This is a genomic window from Acidimicrobiales bacterium, from assembly GCA_033344915.1.
Taxonomy (GTDB): Bacteria; Actinomycetota; Acidimicrobiia; order Acidimicrobiales; family Aldehydirespiratoraceae; genus JAJRXC01.
The window spans coordinates 4,461,950-4,481,363 of the sequence record JAWPML010000001.1 but is presented as its reverse complement, the minus strand read 5'-3'; the positions used below and the strand labels follow the sequence as shown (position 1 = coordinate 4,481,363).

Here is a 19,414-nt window from a genome sequence, read left to right as displayed (position 1 = left end):
CTCGGGCGCCGAGGACGGAGACACCGAGTTGCGGAAGTCGACCATCGTGACCGCCACGCCGTTCGCGGCGATGATCCTCGCCCACGCCCGATAGTTCCCGTCGTAGGCGGACATCGAGGCCATGCCGCCGCCGTGGATGTAGTAGATCCCGGGCACGACCTCGTCGTTGTCCGGACGAACGAAGCGCAACTTGATGGTGTTGCCGTCCGGCGACGAGGTGAACTCGTGCTCGGTGACCCGCAGACCGGCGGAGGGCGCGATCTCCTCGGTGTCGTTGGCGTCCATCATCTGGGAGATCAACGCACCCATCTCGCTGGCGGCGGCGTTCTCGACGATCTCCTCCCAGCTGGCCGCGTCCGTCGGCGTCATCTCCGGAAACGCCGCGAGCATCGCCCGCAGGCGGGGGTCGAGACGGCGGTCGTTGGCGACATCGGGCATGGGGCGCTCCTTCGGGTGGGTGGACCATGCTCGCACCGGGTGGGGTCAGTAGTCGATTTCCTGCGGCTCGATGCCGTCCGGCGCGCCGACCGTGGGATCGCGCGTCAGGTGGATCCAGCGTCTCGGATCCGTTCGATCGATCCGGAGATCGGCCCGCGGTGCGACGATGCGGCGGTGGCGCCAGTCGATCCAGTCGAGCGTCTTCTCCGCGAACGTGTCGTAGAACTCGCCCATCTCGAAGCGGTCGAGCACCGAGGGCTCGTGTTCGAAGGAGAACTCGAAGTGGACCAGTCGCGCCGCGTAGTCCGGGGTGATGGCGAGGCCCCAGAGGTTCGCGTCGAACCGACCCTGGAGCCCGCTCCGAGAGGCCGCGGCCATGTCGATGAAGAAGGCGTATTCGTCGGACGTCGGGTAGTGGGGGCCGCGCCAGGGTGGCTCAGACAAGGATTCCTCCGGTGGGGTTGGTGGGGACGACGCTCGGGCGCGCCGTTCCCTTGATCAGGAACACATCGGTGGTCAGCACCCGGTCGCCGCTGACATGGGTCCCGAGGACGTCCTCGACCCGCACGACGATGTGGCCGGCGCGGCGCCGGCCGAGGATCTCGGCGCTGCCGTCGTGAACCGCGTCGAGCACACGTTGGGCGTCGACGGAGTCGAGGAAGTAGCCGCCGTGTTCGACGGTGGGATGCAGGTGACGAAGCTGCTTCTGGCGACTGATCTGTGCGGTGAGCGCCTCGAGCTGTTCCTCGAGGGTGTCGTAGCTCGCCATCGGCAAGCGGTCGATGATCCCGCCCGCCGCGATGTCCACCGCCGTGGCCGCGGCGTTCACCGGGGTGACCCAGTCCTTGACGGTCTGCTCCCAGTCGTCGGCGATGAGGGGGTCCAGCGAGCCGCTGAGGATCAGGTCCGTCCCTCCGGCGGTCGCCTCGGCCACGCCGTGGACGCGAGCGAGGGCCTGGGCGCCCGAGCCCGCCCGGACCAGCCCGGCATGCAGGCCGTGGACGCCGAGGGCGACCACGAATCCGCCGGCAGTGTTGCGGACCATGTCGTCGAGGAGGTCGTCGTCGGTTCCGACGTTGATCGCCGCCGTGGTGGCGGCGGCCGCGGTCGCCCCGACGGCGCCGACGACCAGCACGGAGGCCCCGCCGGACGTGGCGATCACGACGAGCCCACCCGCCACCAGCGCGGCACCCATGGCGATGGTGTTCTTGTGCTCCTGCCACCACGACTCGTCGAACCAACCGCCGGCGATCATCGTCTCGGCTGCCGTCACCACCACGGGCGGAAGCTCGGGGTTGTCCGCGAGGAACGCCCGGACGTCGGCTTCGGACCGGTAGCCGTCGACGATCGCCTTCGGGTCGTCGCCGATGTCGATGTCGTCCGCGTACGGACCGAGGATCGCGTGGAGCTGCGACTTCAGCATGAAGGCCTCGAGATCCACGTCGGCGATCAGGCCGTCGCCGGGCCGCACGCTCCCGAAGCCGACGGGCGCCGCATCCTCGGCGTCGCCGAACAGGTCGTCGTTGGCGTTGGCGGTGTCGAGCCGGGCGAGCAGGTCGGGACTGGCCAGGAGGAGTTCGGCCGCGCGCACCTGGACGTCGGTGAAGTGGCACGGCTCCTCGACGACGAAGCGGAGGTCGGCGGCCGAGACCCGGCCGTCGGCCTCCGTGAAGCTCGCCGTGTCGAACACCGCGAAGTGCTCGTACAGGCCGGTGAGCGCGTCGTATTCATCGAGGGTGAGACCGAACCCCTGCGCCTGGAGGGCATGTCCCGTCGCATCGAGCAGACCGATCCCGCGGGCGAACGCACGGTCGCCGAGCACCTCGGGGTCGAGGCCGTACTCCTGGGCGAGCGCGACCGCGGCGACGGCGTCGGTCGGGCGATGGCCCCGGCGGACGAGCTCGGCCACGGCCGCGTCGTGGCGGTCGATCAGCGCCTCGGCGGCGCTCAGGTCCAGTCCGAGCTCGTGCATCACGTCATCCACGCGTGCCTCGCGGATCAGGGCGTCGAGCACGGTACGCGATGCGGCTTCCATCGACCCCGACCCGGCGAGCGCCCCGACGACCCGGATGGCGACACGCTCGTCGCCGTCGACGAGACGCAGGACGAGCTCGTAGCGCTCGCGCTGGAGCGCAGCCCGGGCCGGATCGTTCGGCGGCCCGTCGAAGTCACGGAGTCGGGCGGTCAACGCGTCGACGGCCCCCGTGGCGGCCGTCTGCCGGTCGAGGATCACGAGCCGGAGCCCGAGGTCGTCGGCCAGTGAGTCCATGCGCGTCGTCGCCGAGGCGATGGACGTGAGGGCGTCGCGCCGATCGTGGCGCAGCAGTGCGCTGGCGTCGTCGAGCAGGACCGCGAGTGCGCTCTGGTCGCGGCGCAGACCGTCCGCCGCGTCGCTCAGGACGTGGACGAGCTGGCGGGCGCCGCCGAGGTCGAGCCGGATGACATCCGGCCCTCCGGTGTGCGTAGATGACATTGAATGTATTTCATGCTGTTTCAATGTCTCTTGTCAAGACGTCTCCGAACGGAGCGCTCACCGGGCGGTGCGGATCCGCTCCAGTTCGACCCGCAGGGCCGGCGTCGCGTCCAACTCGCTGAGCGGCCGGGCCCGACCACGGTGAACCGCCCGGAGTTCCTCGCCGTGGCCGATGCGGTCGGCGAGACCTTCGGCCAGCCCGATGGTGAAGGGCGTCTTGGGCGCCGCCGCCTGCTGGAGCAGCAGCCACGCATGGTCGCGCTCGCCTCGATTGATCGCGAGCGCGGCGAACCCGACGAGGGCGTCGTTGGGCATCCGGCTGAGCCGGCCCCGCAAGGCGTCGTAGCCGTAGCCCACGACGAGGTCCGCCGCCTCCGCCACCCGCCCGAGATCGATCAGGGCGACGGCGCGCACGACGGGCGACGAGTCCCACACGCTGAGGCCCCAGTCGAAGCTGCCCAGCGTGTCGAGCGCCTGCGCCGCATCGCCGTGCAGGATCTCCGCGGAGGCGAGCGACAGGCCGGACATCATGAAGTGGTTCGTCCGGCCCTCGACCGACGAGAGCAGGCCATGGGCGCGCTCGAACCGGGCGCGGGCGTCGCCGATGCGGTTCTCGTAGAGCGCCAGGCATCCGGACGCCCACTGGGCCGGCACCAGGTACTCACCGCTGAGGTCGTGTTCCTCGCAGATCCGCTCCCCCTGCTCCACCAGCAGTCGCGCCCGTTCCGGATGCTCCCGGCACGCGAGGAAGGCCATCAGGCCGATGGCCTGCGCCTGCACCTGGGGATCGGTGTCGGGTGCGGCGATGAGTCCGTCGAGTTGGCGATGGGTGACGACGAAGTCGTCGAGCTGCATGGCGAGAACCGAGTGGATGTAGACGAGCCAGTCGCGACACGGGCCGGGGCCGACCCCGGTGAGGATCTGCTCGATCCACCGGCGACCCTCCACGGCCGGCACCTGGGAGTCCCAGAGCGCCTGGCAGCCGAAGGCGATCTGGGCGGCCACCTCGGCGCCGGCCTCGCCCGTCCGCGGATCGCTCCCCCGGACGAGCGCCCACTCCAGCGCGCTCGCGATGTTCGGCCAGTCGTGGCGGAGATCGACCGCCCGACGGAGATCGGCCCCCTCGGAGAAGTCCGGCGTGACGACGCGACCGCGTATCCACTCGAGGTGGGCTTCACGGGCGGCGACGACGTCCTCGGACCGGGCGAGCAGATCGCCGGCGTAGATACGGATCGTCTCGAGCAGGCGGTAGCGGGTGTTGGGGTTGTCCGGCGTCTCGTCGATCGACAGCAGCGACTTGGCGACGAGCGATTGGAGGAGGTCCATCGCCTCGTAGTCGTCGAACCCGCTGACGGCGACCGCGGCGGGAAGGTCGAAGGAACCGACGAACACGCCACAGCGCCGGAAGAAGGCCTGCTCGTCCTCGTCGAGCAGGTCATAGGACCAGTCGAGGGTCGCCTGGAGGGTGCGGCGCTTCTGTCGACCCCGGCCGCCGGACAGCAGGCGGAACCGGTCCGCCATCCGGTCGAGGATCTCCTGGGGCGTGAGGACGGCCGCCCGGGCCGCCGCGAGCTCGATCGACAGCGGCATGCCGTCGAGGTGGGCGCAGATCTCGCGCACCACCGCCCGGGTGTCGTCGTCGAGCGCCGCCGCGGTGAAGGTCGGGTTCGCCGACTCGGCGCGTTCGATGAAGAGCTGCACCGCCGAGCCGTGGAGCGCGTCGTCCAGCGACCCCACGGCGACCACCTGCTCACCCGGCACCTCGAGCCGCTGACGGGTGGTGGCGAGCATCGCCGTCGCGTTGCTGCGACCGAGCAGGCGCTCGGCGAAGTCCGCACAGTCGTCGAGGATGTGCTCACAGTTGTCGAGCACCAGCAGCGCGTCACGCCCCGCGAGATGGTCGATCACCTGGCCGAGCGCGTCCTCCGTCGACCCACCGAACTCGAGGCGCACCGCGCTCGCGATCGCGGCCGGGAGCTCCGACCCGTCCGACACGGACGAGAGGTCGACGAAGTAGCAGCCGTCCGCTCGGCTCGGCAGCTCCTGGTGGGCGATCTCGACGGCGAGCCGGGTCTTGCCGCAACCCCCCGTGCCGGTCAGCGTCACGATCGGCGAGTGTTCGAGCAGCGTTCGCACGCGACCCACTTCGTCCTCACGGCCGATGAGCGGTGACCCGGGCAGGGGCAGGGTGCTGAGCGACGGGTCGATGACCCGCAGCGGCGGGAAGGACGCCAGGCCGACCTGCGCGATCTCGACGGGGTCCGGCACGTCGCGGAGTCGGTGCTGGCCGAGCGCGAGGACCTCGACGTCGACCACCGATGCGACCGCCTGCGACAGCAGGATCTGTCCGCCCGACGCGGCGGCTTCGAGACGCGCCGCGGTGTTGGGGACGGGGCCGAAGTAGTCCCCGTCGCGTTGGGTCGCACGCCCGCGATGCAGACCCATGCGGACCCGCAGGGGTGGCCCCGATCCCCAGTCCGTCTCCTGGAGCGCACGCTGCACGGCCATCGCGGCGCCGACGGCCGCCTTCGGATCCTCGAACGCACCACGGAAGTGGTCACCGGCCCAGCCGAAGACATGGCCGCCCCGGCTGGTGATCGCTTCGCGCACGATGGCGTCGTGCTGCTCGAGGCTGGCGGCCGTGGCCTCGGCGTCGGCCGCCCAGAGGCGCGTCGAACCCTCGACATCCGTGAAGAGGAACGTGACGATGCCCGCCGGGATGTCCGCCATGTTCCCGTTCAGCCCCGCGCGGCCGGGCCGACGGGGTTGATCACCCGCTCGGTCGAGGCGGGCGCGGACTCCAGCAAGGCGGCCGGGCGTATCGGCCGGGGTACGACATTGCCCCCACAGTTCGGGCACACGCCCCGGTGCTCGGAGTCGGGCCCGTCGATGCAGTCGGCGCACCAGGTGCACTCGAACGTGCAGATGCGGGCCGCCGGCGAGTCCGGAGGCAGGTCGCGGTCGCACCATTCGCAGTTGGGTCGCAGAGCAAGCACGCTCCCAGTGTCGCCGACCCGGTCGCCGGTGGGAAACCGTGCCGATTCCGCCCCGGCGTTTACAACGCAGGGTGAAACCGGGCACCATGGAGTCGACCACCGTCCGTGGTTGCATCCCACGTTGGGTGGCGGACGGAGCGGCCGATCGCGGCCACCACGAGAGAGGAGAGGGGGTGTCGACAACGTGCCAACCGACGCCCAACTCGTCATCGCCGCGCTCGACGACGCGTCCGGCGAGCCCGCCGCGTCCTTCGCCGCGCTCTACGACCGGTACGCGGACGCCATCCACACGTTCTGCTACGGCCGCCTGCGCGACGACGCCGACGCCGCCGACGCGCTGGAGGAGACGTTCGTGCGCGCCCACCGCCGCCTGCCGCGTCTGGCCGACCCGTCACTGGTCCGGCCGTGGCTCTTCGCGATCGCCCGCACGACCGTGGTCGACCTCGCCCGGGCGCGCGGTGGTCACGACCGTCGCCGCGACTGGGGCCCGATCGCAGGCCGGGCCAACGCATCGCCTGCCGCGCTGCTGTGGGACGCGGCGGCCGGGCTCCAGCCCGGCGACCAGGAGCTGATCGAACTCCACCTCCGGGCCGGCCTGGACGGCGCGGACCTGGCCATGGCCCTGGACGTCGACCCCGCCCACGTCTCCGTGATGATCAAGCGGATGAAGACCCGTCTGTCCACCGCCGTCGGGTCACTCCTCGTCGCCCGGGACGGCCGCGAACACTGCCGGGATCTGGACACGTTGCTGGCGGACTGGGACGGGCGCTTCTCCGTCGCCGTGCGCTCGACGATCGCGCGCCACGTCGAGGCGTGCGACACCTGCTACGAGACGCGCCGCACCATCGTCTCGTGGGAGTCGATGGCCGCCGCGATGCCCGCACCGCCGGCACCGCCGGCCGTGCGGCCCGCCGTCATGACGGTCATCGCCGGGGGTGACTCGAACCGACGCGGTGACCGCGAGTTCACGACCCGCACGCCGAGCGAACCGTCCCCCGCTGCGCCCGCAGCCGTGGACGCGCTCCCCCCTGATCGCGACGACGCGAACGCCGCGTCCCGGGCGACCACGCGACCGCGCTCGGGGCACCTCGTGGGCACGGCCTTGTCGTTCGTCCTCGTGGCCGTCGTGCTGACCGGAACCGCCCTCGCCTGGCCGGTGTTCAGCCGCAGCAGCCCCGACGTCGTGGTGACCGAGGTCGCCGGCGTCCGCGTGGTCGACTCGACATCCACCTCCCCGCCGGCGACCACCACGACGACCACGCCCTCGACCACGACGACGACCACGACGATCCCGGCCGCGCCGGTGCCGTTCGTGAGCGACCCCGGCCCGATCGTCTTCCCCCTCGGCGCGACGACGGTCGAGCACACGATCACGAACGCCGGCGATCAGCCGCTCTCGTGGGCGGCGATCACGGCGCCTCCGTTCGCCTTCCAGATCCTCGGGGCACCCAGCCCGACGGTGTCGGGGACGCTCGTCGGCGGCACGTCGATCACCCTCCGGATCGGCTTCGACACCGCCGCGCCGCCCGGTGACCACGCCGGATCGGTCGTCATCGTCACGACCGCCGGCGACGTGGCGATCCCGCTGCTCGTCGCCGCGCCCCGCCCCTGACCGCCGAGGTCCGCCCTAGCCCCCCACGCGGGGTCGCGGGTCACCCGCCTGGGCGAGCTCGATCAGCTCCCGACTGATCGGCAACGGCTCACAGCCGTTGGTCTGCTCACAGATGAAGTCGAACTGCGGCTCGGCGAGGGCGTGACAGTCCGCACACGATCCGCCGAACTGGTTGACCGCCTCGACGCCGCCCCGCACGTTGATGGTCGTGCCCTCGGGCGACACGACGAGCTCGAAGAACTCCCAGTCGTTGGTCTCGGGGCTGAAGCCGGCCTCGCGCTTCACCATCGCCTCGCCGGGGAAGAGTTGCACGACCGACCCCGGCGGGTAGATCCCACCCTCGAGGTTCTCCGCCACCGCGACGGTCGCGTTCAGCTCGCCGAGGAGGTTGTCGACGAAGAAGCCGCGCACGGCGGTCATGTCGTTGATGTTGACGAACGAGGATTCATCGATCACGACGGGCGTCGGCACCGTGGTCGAGGCCGCGACCGTGGTGGTGGTCGTGGTGGTGGACACCGTGGTGGACGGAGAGGGAGCGGGATCCGTCGTGGTCGTGTCCGCGGCCGAGCCGCCGTCGTCGCCGCAGCCGAGCAGCAACACGCCGGCGACGGCGACCGTCGCGGCGACCGGGGCGAACGACAGGCGGCGACGGGAGGACATGTGGCGTCACGCTAGCCGCACCGGTCGCGGCTACAGTCGAACGCATGTTCGACTCCCTCAATGTCGAGCAGCAGGCCGCCGTGGATCACACCGGGTCGCCGCTGCTCATCGTCGCCGGCGCCGGCACGGGCAAGACCAAGACCCTCGCCGCCCGGGTGTGCCGCATCATCGAGGACGGAGCCGACCCGAGTCGGGTGCTGCTGCTCACGTTCACCCGGCGCGCCGCGACCGAGATGCTCGCCCGCGTGGCCGCGGTGTCGACCGACCGGGCGGCATCGCGAGTGTGGGGCGGCACCTTCCACTCGACGGCCAACCGGCTCCTGCGGAACTTCGGCCAGAGCGCCGGCCTCTCCCCCGGCTTCACCGTTCTCGACCAAACCGACGCCACCGACCTGATGGGGATCGTCCGCACCGACGAAGGGTTCGGCGAACGGGGTAAGCGCTTCCCCCGCAAGGAGACCGTCGCCGGGATCTACTCCCGCATGGTCAGCAGCCAGGCCAAGCTCGCCGACGTGCTCGAGATCGACTACCCGTGGTGCGCCGATCACGGCGAGGAACTGAAGACGATCTTCACCGCCTACACGGCCCGCAAGCGCACCCATCAGGTGCTCGACTACGACGATCTGCTGCTCTTCTGGCGGGGGCTCACGGCCAGCACCATCGGCGATGCGATGCGTGACCTGTTCGACCACGTCCTGATCGACGAGTACCAGGACACGAATCCGATCCAGGCCGACATCGTGCGGGGGATGTGCCGCCCCGACACCGACCTGTGCGCGGTGGGCGACGACGCCCAGGCGATCTACGGCTTTCGCGCCGCGACGGTCGCCAACATGTGGGAGTTCGCCGACCACTTCCCCGGCGCCACCCGGGTCACCCTCGAGCAGAACTATCGCTCGACGATGCCGATCCTCGCGGTGGCCAACGCCGTGCTGGGCCAGAGCGACGAACACTTCGCCAAGGAGCTGTGGTCGGCCCGCCCCCAGGGCGTCACTCCCGTCCTGCGGACCCACCACGACGAGAGCGCGCAGAGTGCGTCGGTCGCCACCGCCGTGCTCGACGCCCGCGAGCGGGGCATGGACCTGCGCGAGCAGGCGGTGCTGTTCCGCGCCGGCCACCACGCCGACGGCCTCGAGCTGGAGCTGACCCGCCGCGACATCCCCTACGTGAAATACGGGGGCCTGAAGTATCTCGAGTCCGCCCATGTGAAGGACCTGCTCGCGCTCCTCCGGATCCTCGACAACCCGGCGGACCAGCTGGCCTGGCATCGCGTGCTCGCGACGATGGAGGGCGTCGGCCCGGCGACCGTGCGCCGCCTGTCCGACGAGCTCGGCATCGAACGCGAGGACGACGACGCGCTCGCCCGCTTCATCGACGGCGCCGGGCGCACCCCGTCGGCCGCCGAGGAGCAGGCGCTCGAGCTCCGCACCGCGTTCGCCGAGTGCGCGGCCACGGAGCCGGCCATCACCCCGGCCCAGCAGGTCGACCGACTCAAGCAGTACTGCGCGCTCGTGTTCCCCAATCGCTACGACGACCCGGCGGCCCGCGTCGCCGACATCGATCAGCTGGCCTCCACGGCCGCGGCCTACACCACGCGGAGCCGCTTCCTCACCGAGCTCACCCTGGATCCGCCGAGCAAGACCAGCGACCAGGCCGGCCCGCCCCATCTCGACGACGACTGGCTCACCCTGTCCACCATCCACTCGGCCAAGGGGCTGGAGTGGCGCAGCGTCCATCTCATCCACGCGGCCGACGGCAACATGCCCTCCGAGATGGCGCTCGGCGACGAACACGGTCTCGCCGAGGAACTGCGGCTCATGTACGTGGCCCTCACCCGGGCGAAGGACGAGCTCACGGTCAACTTCCCGCTCCGGTTCCACGTGAACCGCTACGCGACGGACGACCGCCACGTCTACGCCCAGCTGAGCCGCTTCGTCGATCCGGTGCGCGAACTCTTCGACGAGGAGACCGACCGGCGCGAGATCGACCTCCGCGAAGCGGATGCCGCGCTCGCCGGCGCGACGGTCGGGGTGGCCGACGAGGTCGACACCCTGCTCGCGAGCCTGTGGGATTGACCCTCCCACGATCGAGAAATCTCCGCGAAGCTGTCGATCCGGGTCGATCCCGTTCGTCGTGCCACCGAACAACCACCGAGGCAGGAGCCCCACCATGAAATACGCATGTCTGATCTACGGCGACGAGAGCGTCGAGCCGGCCCCCGGCACCCCCGAGCAGGAGGCGATCTTCGCCGGCTACATGCAGTTCACCCAGGCCGTGGCCGAGGCCGGCGTACTCGTGGCCGGTGAACCGCTCGAACCGATCGCCACCGCCACCTGCGTGAGCGTGCGCGACGGCGACACCATCACCACCGACGGCCCGTTCGCGGAGACCAAGGAGCAGCTCGGCGGGTTCTACATCCTCGACTGCGCCGACCTCGACGAGGCGCTCGGCTGGGCCGCGAAGATCCCCCACGCCGAGATCGGCCGCATCGAGGTGCGCCCCGTCCCGAACTACGGCGAGGGCTGACCGCCACGCCCGCGACCCCCGATCCCGTCGGCGCGCGAGTCGCCCAGGTCGTCAAGGACGAGTGGCCGAGACTCATGGCCACCCTGTACCGCGACCTCGGCGACCTCGCCGCCGCGGAGGACGCCGCCCAGGAGGCCGCCGCGATCGCGCTGGAGCGCTGGCTCGACGACGGGATTCCGGACCGGCCCGGGGCGTGGATCACCACCGTCGCCCGCCGGCGGGCCGTCGACCGCATCCGCCGCGAGCGCACCGGCCGCGAGAAGACCGAGCTCCTCGCCCGCCTCGAAGAACCGCTCCAGGACGCGCAGGCGGCCTCCGACGACCAGCTCGGGCTCTTCTTCGGCTGCTGCCATCCGGCGCTGAACGTCGAAGCGCAGATCGCCCTCACCCTCCGCAGCCTCGGGGGGCTCACGACGGCCGAGATCGCCCGGGCCTTCCTCGTGCCCGAAGCGACGATGGCGCAACGGCTCGTGCGGGCCAAGCGCAAGATCTCGGCCGCGACGATCCCGTTCCGTATCCCCGACGGTGCGGAGGTCGTCGATCGCCTCGCGGCCGTGCACCATGTGCTGTACCTCGTCTTCAACGAGGGGGCGTACCCGACCTCGGGCGCCGACCCGACGCGGGTCGACCTCGCGGAGGAGGCGATCCGGCTGGCCGGGCTGCTGGCCGACCTGATGACCGATGACGCCGAGTCCCACGGCCTGCACGCCCTGTGCCTGTTGATCCACGCCCGTCGCGACGCCCGGATCGACGGTGACGACACCGTCCTGCTCGCCCACCAGGACCGGTCCCGGTGGGACCGGGCGCTCATCGAGGCGGGCGAACGGCGACTCGAGCACGCGATGCGCCTCGATCGGCCGGGCCCGTACCAGATCGAAGCGGCCATCCAGGCGCTCCACGACACGGCCACGACCGCGGAGGAGACCGACTGGCCCCAGATCGTGTCGTTGTACCGGAGCCTCTGGCACCACCGGCCGACGCCGATCGTCGCGCTGAACCTCGCGGTCGCCGTCGCCGAGGCCGACGGACCGGCGCTCGGGCTGGCGCGACTCGACACCGACTGGCTTCGCGCCGAGCTGGCGGAGTACCGCTACTACCACGCGGCCCGCGCCGACCTGCTGCGCCGCCTCGACCGCCTCGACGAGGCCGCCGACGCGTACCGGATCGCGCTGGATCTCACCGACCACGCACCGGACCGGCGTTTCCTGCAGGGTCGCCTCGCCGAGCTCGACGGACCGGTCCCCTAGGGTCGCGCCGTGGACCTCACCGCCGAACAGGCCCGGGTGCTCGGCTGCCTCATCGAGAAGGCCGCGACGACGCCCGACAGCTACCCCCTCACCAGCAACGCGTTGACCAACGCCTGCAACCAGACGACGAACCGCGACCCGGTCGTCGACTACAGCGAGCGCCAGATCGACGCACTCATGCTCGAACTGCGGGAGATGAAACTCGCTCGCACCGTGACGGGCAGCGGGCACCGCGTCGGCAAGCACAAACACGTCGTGGACGAGGCGATGCACCTGAACGGACACGACGTCGCCGTTCTCGCCGTGCTGCTCCTGCGGGGCGCGCAGACGCGCAACGAGATCGTGACCCGCACCGAGCGCTACGCCGACGGACCGGGTGGGGACGCGGAGGCGGTCGACGCCGCGATCGCTCGGCTCGCGGCGCGCGACGAGCCGCTCGTCGTCCGACTCGACCGCCAGCCCGGCGAACGGGAACCGAGGATCGACCAGTGCTGGGCGCAGCGCGGGGACGCGCCCGTGCCGATGACCGCGGTGCCGACGACGCCCGTGCCGACGACAACCGAACCGGCGGTCCCGCCGTCCCCGGAACCCGCTCCGCCCGACGAGCGGGCCCCGCTCGAAACCCGCGTCGCCGACCTCGAGGCGGAGGTCGCCCGTCAGGCGCAACGCATCGACGACCTGGTGCGGCAGCTCGGCGGCTGATCCCCATGGTCGCGATCGCAGTAGCGTCGCGTCCATGACCACCACGCTCGAGATCAACCGCGCCGACCAGAGTCGGACCCGGATCGTCGACGACGAGGCCTCGCTCGCCGAGGGCCAGGTCCTGGCCCGCATCGACCACTTCGCGCTGACGTCGAACAACATCACCTACGCCGTCATCGGCCACATGATGGGATACTGGAACTTCTTCCCCACCGACGACGAGTCGTGGGGTCGCGTCCCGGCCTTCGCCCACGCCCGCATCGTCGAGAGCCGCTGCGCCGGTGTCGACGAGGGCACCCGCATCTACGGCTACTTCCCCATGGCCAGCCATGTGGTGCTCGAGCCGGGTCGGATCAACGAGCACGCGTTCCACGACATGGCCGCCCACCGCCAACCGATGGCCGAGGTCTACAACCGCTACACCCGCACCGCCGCCGATCCGCTCCACCGAGACGACCGCGAAGAGCAGCGCATGCTGTTGCATCCGCTGTTCATGACCGCGTTCGTGATCGACGACTTCTTCGAGGACAACGACGACTTCGGCGCGACCACGGCGATCGTCTCCAGCGCGTCGAGCAAGACGGCGATCGGCGTGGCCCATCTGATGGCGAAGCGCGACGGCATCCGCACCGTCGGCCTGACCTCGGCCGCCAACCTCGCGTTCGCCGGGTCGCTCGGGTGCTGGGATCAGCTCGTCACCTACGAGGAGGTCGGCTCGCTGGCCACGGAGCCCGCCGTGTACATCGACATCTCCGGCTCGGGCACCGTCAAGCAGGCGGTGCACCACCACTTCGGCGCCGACCTGACGTACTCGAGCACCGTCGGCGCGACGGACTGGGGCGACATGGGCGGCGGCGGTGACGAGCCGCTTCCCGGGCCGTCGCCCGAACTGTTCTTCGCGCCGACCCAGATCGCGAAGCGCAACCAGGAGTGGGGCCGCGAGGAGATGGAGCGGCGCCTGGCCGACGCGTTCTTCGCCTACAGCGACTGGACGGACGGCTGGATGACGATCGAACGCCATCAGGGCGCGGACGCCGCCGCCGCGCTCTGGACGGAGATGCTTCCCGGCCGGATCGACCCGACGGTCGGCCACATCGTCTCGATCGGCTGACGAAGCCGACCGACGCCGCTATTCGAGCGTGGCGTAGTTGGTCGAGCGGTCGTCGGTCGAGGTGCCGCGGACCTCGTCGACCGACGCGCGCAGCGCGTCGAGATAGTCGTCCATCACGCCGGTGTTGGAGTTCGACACCGTCGAGTGGAGCGAGTCGGGTGGGCCCTGCCGGTCGTGGAACCAGCCCCGGGTCTCGAGTGCGTCGGCGAGGGCGAACACGTCGATCGGCGCGTCGGATGCCGGATCCGACGCGATCGCGACCAGATGGAAGTCGCCGTCGCCCAGGACCCGGATGCCGTCGATCGCATCCACGCCGGCCCGCATCGCGTCGGCGTTGCGCAGCGCCTGCTCGGTGAGGGCGACGTAGCCGTCCACGCCGAGGTGCTGCATCACGGCCCAGGCGGCGGCCATCGGCAGGCCGGACCGCGTGCCCTGGAGGTTCGGCGACGCGTAGAACCCGCCGAGCCAGTCGTCGAACACGAAGGTCTGGTAACGGCGCAGCTCCTTGGTGCGGTGGAGGATGACGGAGACGCCCTTCGGCGCGTAGCCGAGCTTGTGGATGTCGGCCGAGATCGACGTGACTCCGTCGACCCGGAAGTCCCACAGGCCGACGTCGCGTCCGAGCCGCTCGGCGAACGGGAGCACGAACCCACCCATGCACGCGTCGACATGGCAGTTCGCGTCGGCGTCGGCGGCCAGCGCGGCGATCTCGGGGATCGGGTCGATGACCCCCTGCGGGTACTGGGGGGCCGAACCGACGATCAGGGCCGTGTTCTCGTTCACCATCTCGGCCATCGCGTCGACGTCGGCCGTCCAGTCGTCGAGCACCGGGGTCTTGTGCAGGGTCAGCCCGAAGAGGTGGGCGCCCTTGTGGAACGCGGCGTGGGCGCTTTCGGCCACGATCATCTCCGGTGCCTCGATGCCGCGTTCGGCCTTCGCCCGCTCACGGGCCGCCTTCACGGCGCACAGGATCGATTCCGTGCCACCGCTGGTGAGGAACCCGGCCGCCGTGGGGCCGTTGAGCAGCGATGCCGTCCAGCCGACGACCTCCGACTGGATCGCGCCGAGCGACGGGAACGCGCGGGTGTTGAGCGCATTCTCGTGGAGGTAGATGCGCGCCGCCCGTTCGGCAACCTCGTGGACGCCGGGGCCGCCGTCGTAGACCATGCCGAAGGCACGACCGTCCTCCCACTTCACGTCGTCGACCCGCTTGCCCTCGAGTTCGGCGATCACGTCGTCGGGCGTGCGCCCCGTCTGGTTCAGCTCAGCCATGGCGTGACCGTAGCCGCGACACCTACGGTCCCTCCCATGAGCATCCAGACCACTGCGGCCGGTGTGCCGTTCCTGCGCACGCCCGACGAGCGATTCGCCGATCTCCCCGACTTCCCGTACGAACCGAACGACGTGGAGGTCGACGGCTTCCGGATGGCATACCTCGACGAGGGGCCCCGAGACGGTGCGAAGCCCACCGTGCTGTTGCTCCACGGCGAACCGTCCTGGTCCTTCCTGTATCGCCGCATGATCCCCACGCTCGTGGCGGCGGGGCACCGGATCATCGCGCCGGACCTGATCGGCTTCGGACGCAGCGACAAGCCCACCGAGCGCTCGGCCTACACCTACGACGGCCATGTCGCCTGGATGCACGAGTTCCTCGACCAGATCCTCGCGGGCGATCCGTCGATCGGGCCGCTGGCCGCGTTCGTGCAGGACTGGGGCGGGCTCATCGGGCTTCGGGTCGCGGCCGAACGACCCGACGACTTCGCCTTCCTCTGCGCCGGCAACACGGGCCTGCCGATCGGCGAGTCGCTGGGCGACGGCTTCGACTTCTGGCTGAACCTCTCCCAGACCGCCGACCCGTTCGACTGCGGCCAACTCCTTCAGGGCGCGATCGCCACCCGCGAGCTGACGCAGGCGGAACAGGACGCCTATCGCGCGCCGTTCCCCGACGAGTCCTACCTCGCCGGCGCGCGTGAGTTCCCCTGCCTCGTCCCCATCACTCCCGAGCACGGTGGCGTGGCCGCGAACATCGCCGCCCGCGCGGTGCTGTCGAGCTGGGAGAAGCCCGTGTTGACGTTGTGGGGGCGCGCGGATTTCGTGCTCGGCCATCTCGATGCGGACCTGCGCGAACTCATCCCGGGCACCGACGGGCAGCCGCACCAGGTCTTCGAGGAGGCGAGCCACTTCATCCAGGACGACGTCGGGGAACCGCTGGCCCAGGCGCTGGTGGACTGGCTGAATCAGGTGGCGTAGGCGAGGCTCTCGCCCATGCGCCGCCGCTCGTCCCTGTCCCGCGTTCTCTCCCTGGTCGCGGCGTTCGCCGTGCTCGCCGCCGGATGTGGGGACGACGGCGAGGCGGCCGACCCACCGGCGGACTCCACGACCACGACGACGTCCATCACCACGTCCACCTCCGAACCGTCCACCACCACCACCGAGGAGCCCGGGCCCACCATCGGCGACGCGATCCCGACGCCCAACCCCGAGGTCTCGCTGCCACCCGAGGTCGGCAGCCCCTTCTACCAGGGCGTCGGTTTCGACCTCGGTCTTATCGGCTACGAGCAGCACGAGTACTTCATCTCCGGCACCGCCCGCTCGTTCGCGGCGAGCGAGGAGCTGACGCCGGACGGACACTGGGCGACCGAGGTCGGCCCCGACGAGGCCGACTACACGAGTCGGATCGTCGTCGTCCGCCCGTCCGATCCCGCCGACTTCGGCGGCACCGTGGTGATGGAGTGGTTCAACGTCTCCGGCGGTATCGATGCCGCCGCGAACCTCACGATGTCGCACGTGCAGCAGTTCCGCGAAGGTGCCGCCTTCGTGGGCGTGAGCGCCCAGTTCCGGGGCATCGAAGCGGCACCGGGCACGATCGACATCGGCTTCCCGATCTTCCTCAAGGGTGCCTCACCCGACCGCTACGGCTCGCTGTCCCACCCCGGCGACACCTTCTCCTACGACATCTTCAATCAGGCTGCGCAGGCGGTGCGCAGCCCGGAGGGCATCGACCCCCTCGACGGACTCGGCGTCGAGACGATGATCGCAACCGGCGACTCACAGTCGGCCTTCCGGCTCACCACCTACGTGAACGCGGTCGATCCCCTCGTCCAGCTGTTCGACGGCTTCCTGATCCACAGCCGCGGCGGCGGCAGCGCGTCCTTGTCCCAGGAGCCACAGGAGCCGGTGCCGACACCGGGTCAGGTGCTGATCCGTGAGGACGTGCGGGTACCGGTTCTGACGTTCCAGACCGAGACCGACCTCGGCGGGCTGGCGTGGGTTCCCGACCGCCAGCCCGACAGCGACAACATCGTGCTGTGGGAGGTCGCCGGCACCGCCCACGGCGACGTCTACTCGGTCGCGCTCGACGTCGGCCCCCAGGACCTTGGCGACGATCCGGACATCGCCGCCGTCGTCGAGCGGGCGTCGCCCATTCCCGGGATCCTGGAATGCGGCGAACCGATCAACTCCGGGCCACAGCACTATGTGATGAACGCGGCGATCCACGCCCTGTTCCGCTGGGCGGCCGGCGGTGACCCGCCGCCGAGCGCACCGCGGACGGAGGTCGATGCGAGTAACGATGCGGTGAGGGACGAACACGGCAACATCCTCGGCGGGGTTCGCACCGCCTGGGTCGACGTCCCCATCGCGACGCTCACCGGCAATCCACCGGCCGGTGGTGGCTTCTGCCGACTGTTCGGCACGACATCGCTGTTCGACGACGCGAAGCTCGTCGAGCTCTACGGGGACAACGAGACCTATGTCGAACTCGCCGCGACCTCCCTCGCGCAATCGGTCGCCGACGGCTTCTTGATGCAGGCCGATGCCGACCTGATCCTGGAGTACGTGCAGGGCAACCCGATCATCGGCTGACGGTAGGGTCACCGCCGTGGCCGGCCCGCTCCCCATCCGCTTCCTGCGGTCCTACGCAGACCCCGACGAGCTCCCCCACGTCAATGCCGAGCTGGCCCTCATGGGTCGATCCAACGTGGGCAAGTCCTCCCTGCTGAACGCGCTCGCCCAGCACAAGGGCCTGGCCAAGACGTCCAAGACGCCGGGCGCGACGCGGCTGCTCAACGCGTTCGAGGTCGGCCCACCGGACTCCGGGCGCTGGCTCATGGACCTCCCCGGCTACGGCTACGCGAAGGTCTCGAAGGCCGAACAGGCGAAGTGGGCAACGATGCTGACCCGCTATGTCGAGGAGCGCGAGCCGCTGGTCGGCGTCCTGCTCCTCGTCGACGGCGAGGTCGGGCCGACACCGCTCGATCTCCAGACCGTGGAGTGGCTCGACCATCTCGGTCACCGGATCCTCTACGTGGCGACCAAGGCGGACAAGGTGCGACCGGCCAAGAGCCAGAAGCGGCGCAAGGAACTGACGAGTCGCCTCGGCGTCGACCGGTCCGACGTGCGCTGGGTCAGCGCCGAGAAGGGAACCGGGATCCCGGAACTGCGTAGTCTCGTGCAACAGACCCTCGACGCCGGCTGACCCGCCAGGAGCACCCATGATCGACGAACTGCCCTTCGGCCAGACCGGTCACGCCAGCACCCGCATCATCTTCGGGGCTGCCGCGCTCGGCGGCATGAGCCAGGAACGGGCCGACGCGACGATGGCCACGGTCACGGACCACGGCGTCAACCACATCGACACCGCCGCGATGTACGGGGAGTCCGAGGTGCGGCTCGCGCCCTTCCTCGCCGACCACCGCAAGGACGTCTTCCTGGCGACCAAGACCCGCGAACGGACCGGGCCGGAGGCGCGCGCCGGCCTCGAACGCAGTCTCGAACGCATGGGTGTGGGCCATGTCGACCTCATCCAACTGCACAACCTGGTCGAGGAGGACGAGTGGCGTGATGCCTTCTCCCCCGGCGGCGCGGTCGAGGCCCTGTTCCGCGCCCGCGACGAGGGTCTGTGCCGACACGTCGGCGTCACCGGCCACGGGCTGCGCATCGCGCGGATGCACCTGCGCAGCCTGGCCGAGGCACCCTTCGCCTCGGTGCTGTTCCCCTGGAACCACTCGCTCGCCGAGATCGACGACTATGCCGCCGACGTCACCCTGCTGCGGGAGATGTGCACGACCCAGGGCGTCGCCATGCAGACCATCAAGTCCGTGGCCCGTCGACGCTGGACGGATCCGGGCGCGGCCCGCTTCAGCTGGTACGAGCCGATCGACGATGCCGAGGTGCGGGCGCGAGCGATCGAGTTCGTACTCGCCGAGCCGGACTTCTTCCTGAACACGTCGAGCGACGCCCGCCTCCTGCAAGAGGCGCTCGAGATCGCGGCGGCGCCGCGCCAGGTGCCCGACCCGGCCCAACTCGCGACCGACCGCGACGAAGCGGGGATCGAGCCGCTGTTCGACGGCGGCGCGCTCGAAGCGGTCGGCTGATCAGTCGACGCTGATCTGGGCCATGAGGTTGGCCCGTTCTTCGTCGAAGGTGTCGAGGTCCATCTGACCGTCGTCGTAGCGACGGTGCAGGTCCGCCACCTTCTCCATGATCACGTCGTTGGACAGCTTGGGGCCGTCGTCGACGATCTCGTCGAGCTCGTCCTCGAGCTCGTCGTCGCCCTTTTCGAGCTTCCTCTCTCGCTTGGCCTGCGCCTTGGCCTTCTTGGCCATGTCACGCTGCCGCTTCGCGAAGCTGGATCGTCCTGTCGCCATG

The 19,414-nt window shown here is 70.5% G+C and carries 18 protein-coding genes; 10 read left to right on the top strand and 8 right to left on the bottom strand.

All coding sequences use genetic code 11. The features are described 5' to 3' along the window. The 5 genes from R8F63_21885 to R8F63_21865 form a co-directional block, all read right to left on the bottom strand. The coding region (locus R8F63_21885) for a hypothetical protein (protein MDW3221268.1) at positions 1-438 on the bottom strand (438 nt) is incomplete at its 3' end. 45 nt (positions 439-483) lie between these two features. Continuing rightward, complete coding sequence (locus R8F63_21880) at positions 484-882, bottom strand: hypothetical protein (GenBank protein MDW3221267.1); 399 nt, start codon at positions 880-882, stop codon at positions 484-486. Then, entirely contained in the window at positions 875-2,911 is a 2,037-nt protein-coding gene (locus R8F63_21875) for a hypothetical protein (protein MDW3221266.1), read from the bottom strand. The genes R8F63_21880 and R8F63_21875 overlap by 8 nt, the downstream gene beginning before the upstream one ends. Before the next feature lie 57 nt (positions 2,912-2,968). Then, complete coding sequence (locus R8F63_21870; GenBank protein ID MDW3221265.1) at positions 2,969-5,641, bottom strand: adenylate/guanylate cyclase domain-containing protein; 2,673 nt, start codon at positions 5,639-5,641, stop codon at positions 2,969-2,971. 8 nt (positions 5,642-5,649) lie between these two features. Continuing rightward, positions 5,650-5,907, bottom strand: coding sequence for a DUF1272 domain-containing protein (locus tag R8F63_21865; protein ID MDW3221264.1), 258 nt, complete (start codon positions 5,905-5,907; stop codon positions 5,650-5,652). Positions 5,908-6,091: 184 nt separating this feature from the next. Here R8F63_21865 and R8F63_21860 point away from each other — a divergent pair, with 184 nt between their 5' ends. Next, a complete protein-coding gene (locus R8F63_21860) occupies positions 6,092-7,519 on the top strand; it encodes a sigma-70 family RNA polymerase sigma factor (GenBank protein ID MDW3221263.1) in 1,428 nt (475 codons plus the stop codon). A 15-nt stretch (positions 7,520-7,534) separates the two neighbouring features. Here R8F63_21860 and R8F63_21855 read toward each other — a convergent pair whose 3' ends face one another. Then, entirely contained in the window at positions 7,535-8,179 is a 645-nt protein-coding gene (locus R8F63_21855) for a hypothetical protein (protein ID MDW3221262.1), read from the bottom strand. A 44-nt stretch (positions 8,180-8,223) separates the two neighbouring features. On the opposite strand from R8F63_21855, the gene R8F63_21850 reads away from it, so the two are divergent. From R8F63_21850 to R8F63_21830, 5 genes are all read left to right on the top strand, one after another. Continuing rightward, positions 8,224-10,254, top strand: coding sequence for an ATP-dependent helicase (locus R8F63_21850; protein MDW3221261.1), 2,031 nt, complete (start codon positions 8,224-8,226; stop codon positions 10,252-10,254). Between the two features lie 94 nt (positions 10,255-10,348). After that, positions 10,349-10,705: a YciI family protein gene (locus R8F63_21845; GenBank protein ID MDW3221260.1), complete on the top strand. Its 357-nt coding sequence runs from the start codon at positions 10,349-10,351 to the stop codon at positions 10,703-10,705. 74 nt (positions 10,706-10,779) lie between these two features. Continuing rightward, positions 10,780-11,952 (top strand): DUF6596 domain-containing protein, encoded by a 1,173-nt coding sequence (locus tag R8F63_21840; protein ID MDW3221259.1) that lies wholly within the window; start codon positions 10,780-10,782, stop codon positions 11,950-11,952. A gap of 9 nt (positions 11,953-11,961) precedes the next feature. After that, the gene (locus tag R8F63_21835) at positions 11,962-12,654 is read left to right on the top strand and encodes a YceH family protein (GenBank protein ID MDW3221258.1); all 693 of its coding nucleotides are present in this window, start codon (positions 11,962-11,964) and stop codon (positions 12,652-12,654) included. 34 nt (positions 12,655-12,688) lie between these two features. Next, a complete protein-coding gene (locus R8F63_21830) occupies positions 12,689-13,765 on the top strand; it encodes a DUF2855 family protein (GenBank protein ID MDW3221257.1) in 1,077 nt (358 codons plus the stop codon). Positions 13,766-13,783: 18 nt separating this feature from the next. On the opposite strand, the gene R8F63_21825 is transcribed toward R8F63_21830, so the two are convergent. Further along, entirely contained in the window at positions 13,784-15,037 is a 1,254-nt protein-coding gene (locus tag R8F63_21825) for an aminotransferase class V-fold PLP-dependent enzyme (GenBank protein ID MDW3221256.1), read from the bottom strand. Between the two features lie 36 nt (positions 15,038-15,073). Here R8F63_21825 and R8F63_21820 point away from each other — a divergent pair, with 36 nt between their 5' ends. From R8F63_21820 to R8F63_21805, 4 genes are read left to right on the top strand one after another with little or no spacing between them, the layout of a single operon-like run. Then, on the top strand, positions 15,074-16,015 hold the full coding sequence (locus R8F63_21820; protein ID MDW3221255.1) for a haloalkane dehalogenase: 942 nt from the start codon (positions 15,074-15,076) through the stop codon (positions 16,013-16,015). A gap of 15 nt (positions 16,016-16,030) precedes the next feature. Further along, positions 16,031-17,629, top strand: coding sequence for an alpha/beta hydrolase domain-containing protein (locus R8F63_21815; GenBank protein MDW3221254.1), 1,599 nt, complete (start codon positions 16,031-16,033; stop codon positions 17,627-17,629). 16 nt (positions 17,630-17,645) lie between these two features. Next, positions 17,646-18,242, top strand: coding sequence for a ribosome biogenesis GTP-binding protein YihA/YsxC (gene yihA, locus R8F63_21810; GenBank protein ID MDW3221253.1), 597 nt, complete (start codon positions 17,646-17,648; stop codon positions 18,240-18,242). A 16-nt stretch (positions 18,243-18,258) separates the two neighbouring features. Continuing rightward, positions 18,259-19,140, top strand: coding sequence for an aldo/keto reductase (locus tag R8F63_21805; GenBank protein ID MDW3221252.1), 882 nt, complete (start codon positions 18,259-18,261; stop codon positions 19,138-19,140). Here the strand turns inward: R8F63_21805 and R8F63_21800 are convergent, their stop codons facing one another. After that, positions 19,141-19,413 (bottom strand): hypothetical protein, encoded by a 273-nt coding sequence (locus R8F63_21800; GenBank protein MDW3221251.1) that lies wholly within the window; start codon positions 19,411-19,413, stop codon positions 19,141-19,143. Position 19,414: the final 1 nt, after the last annotated feature.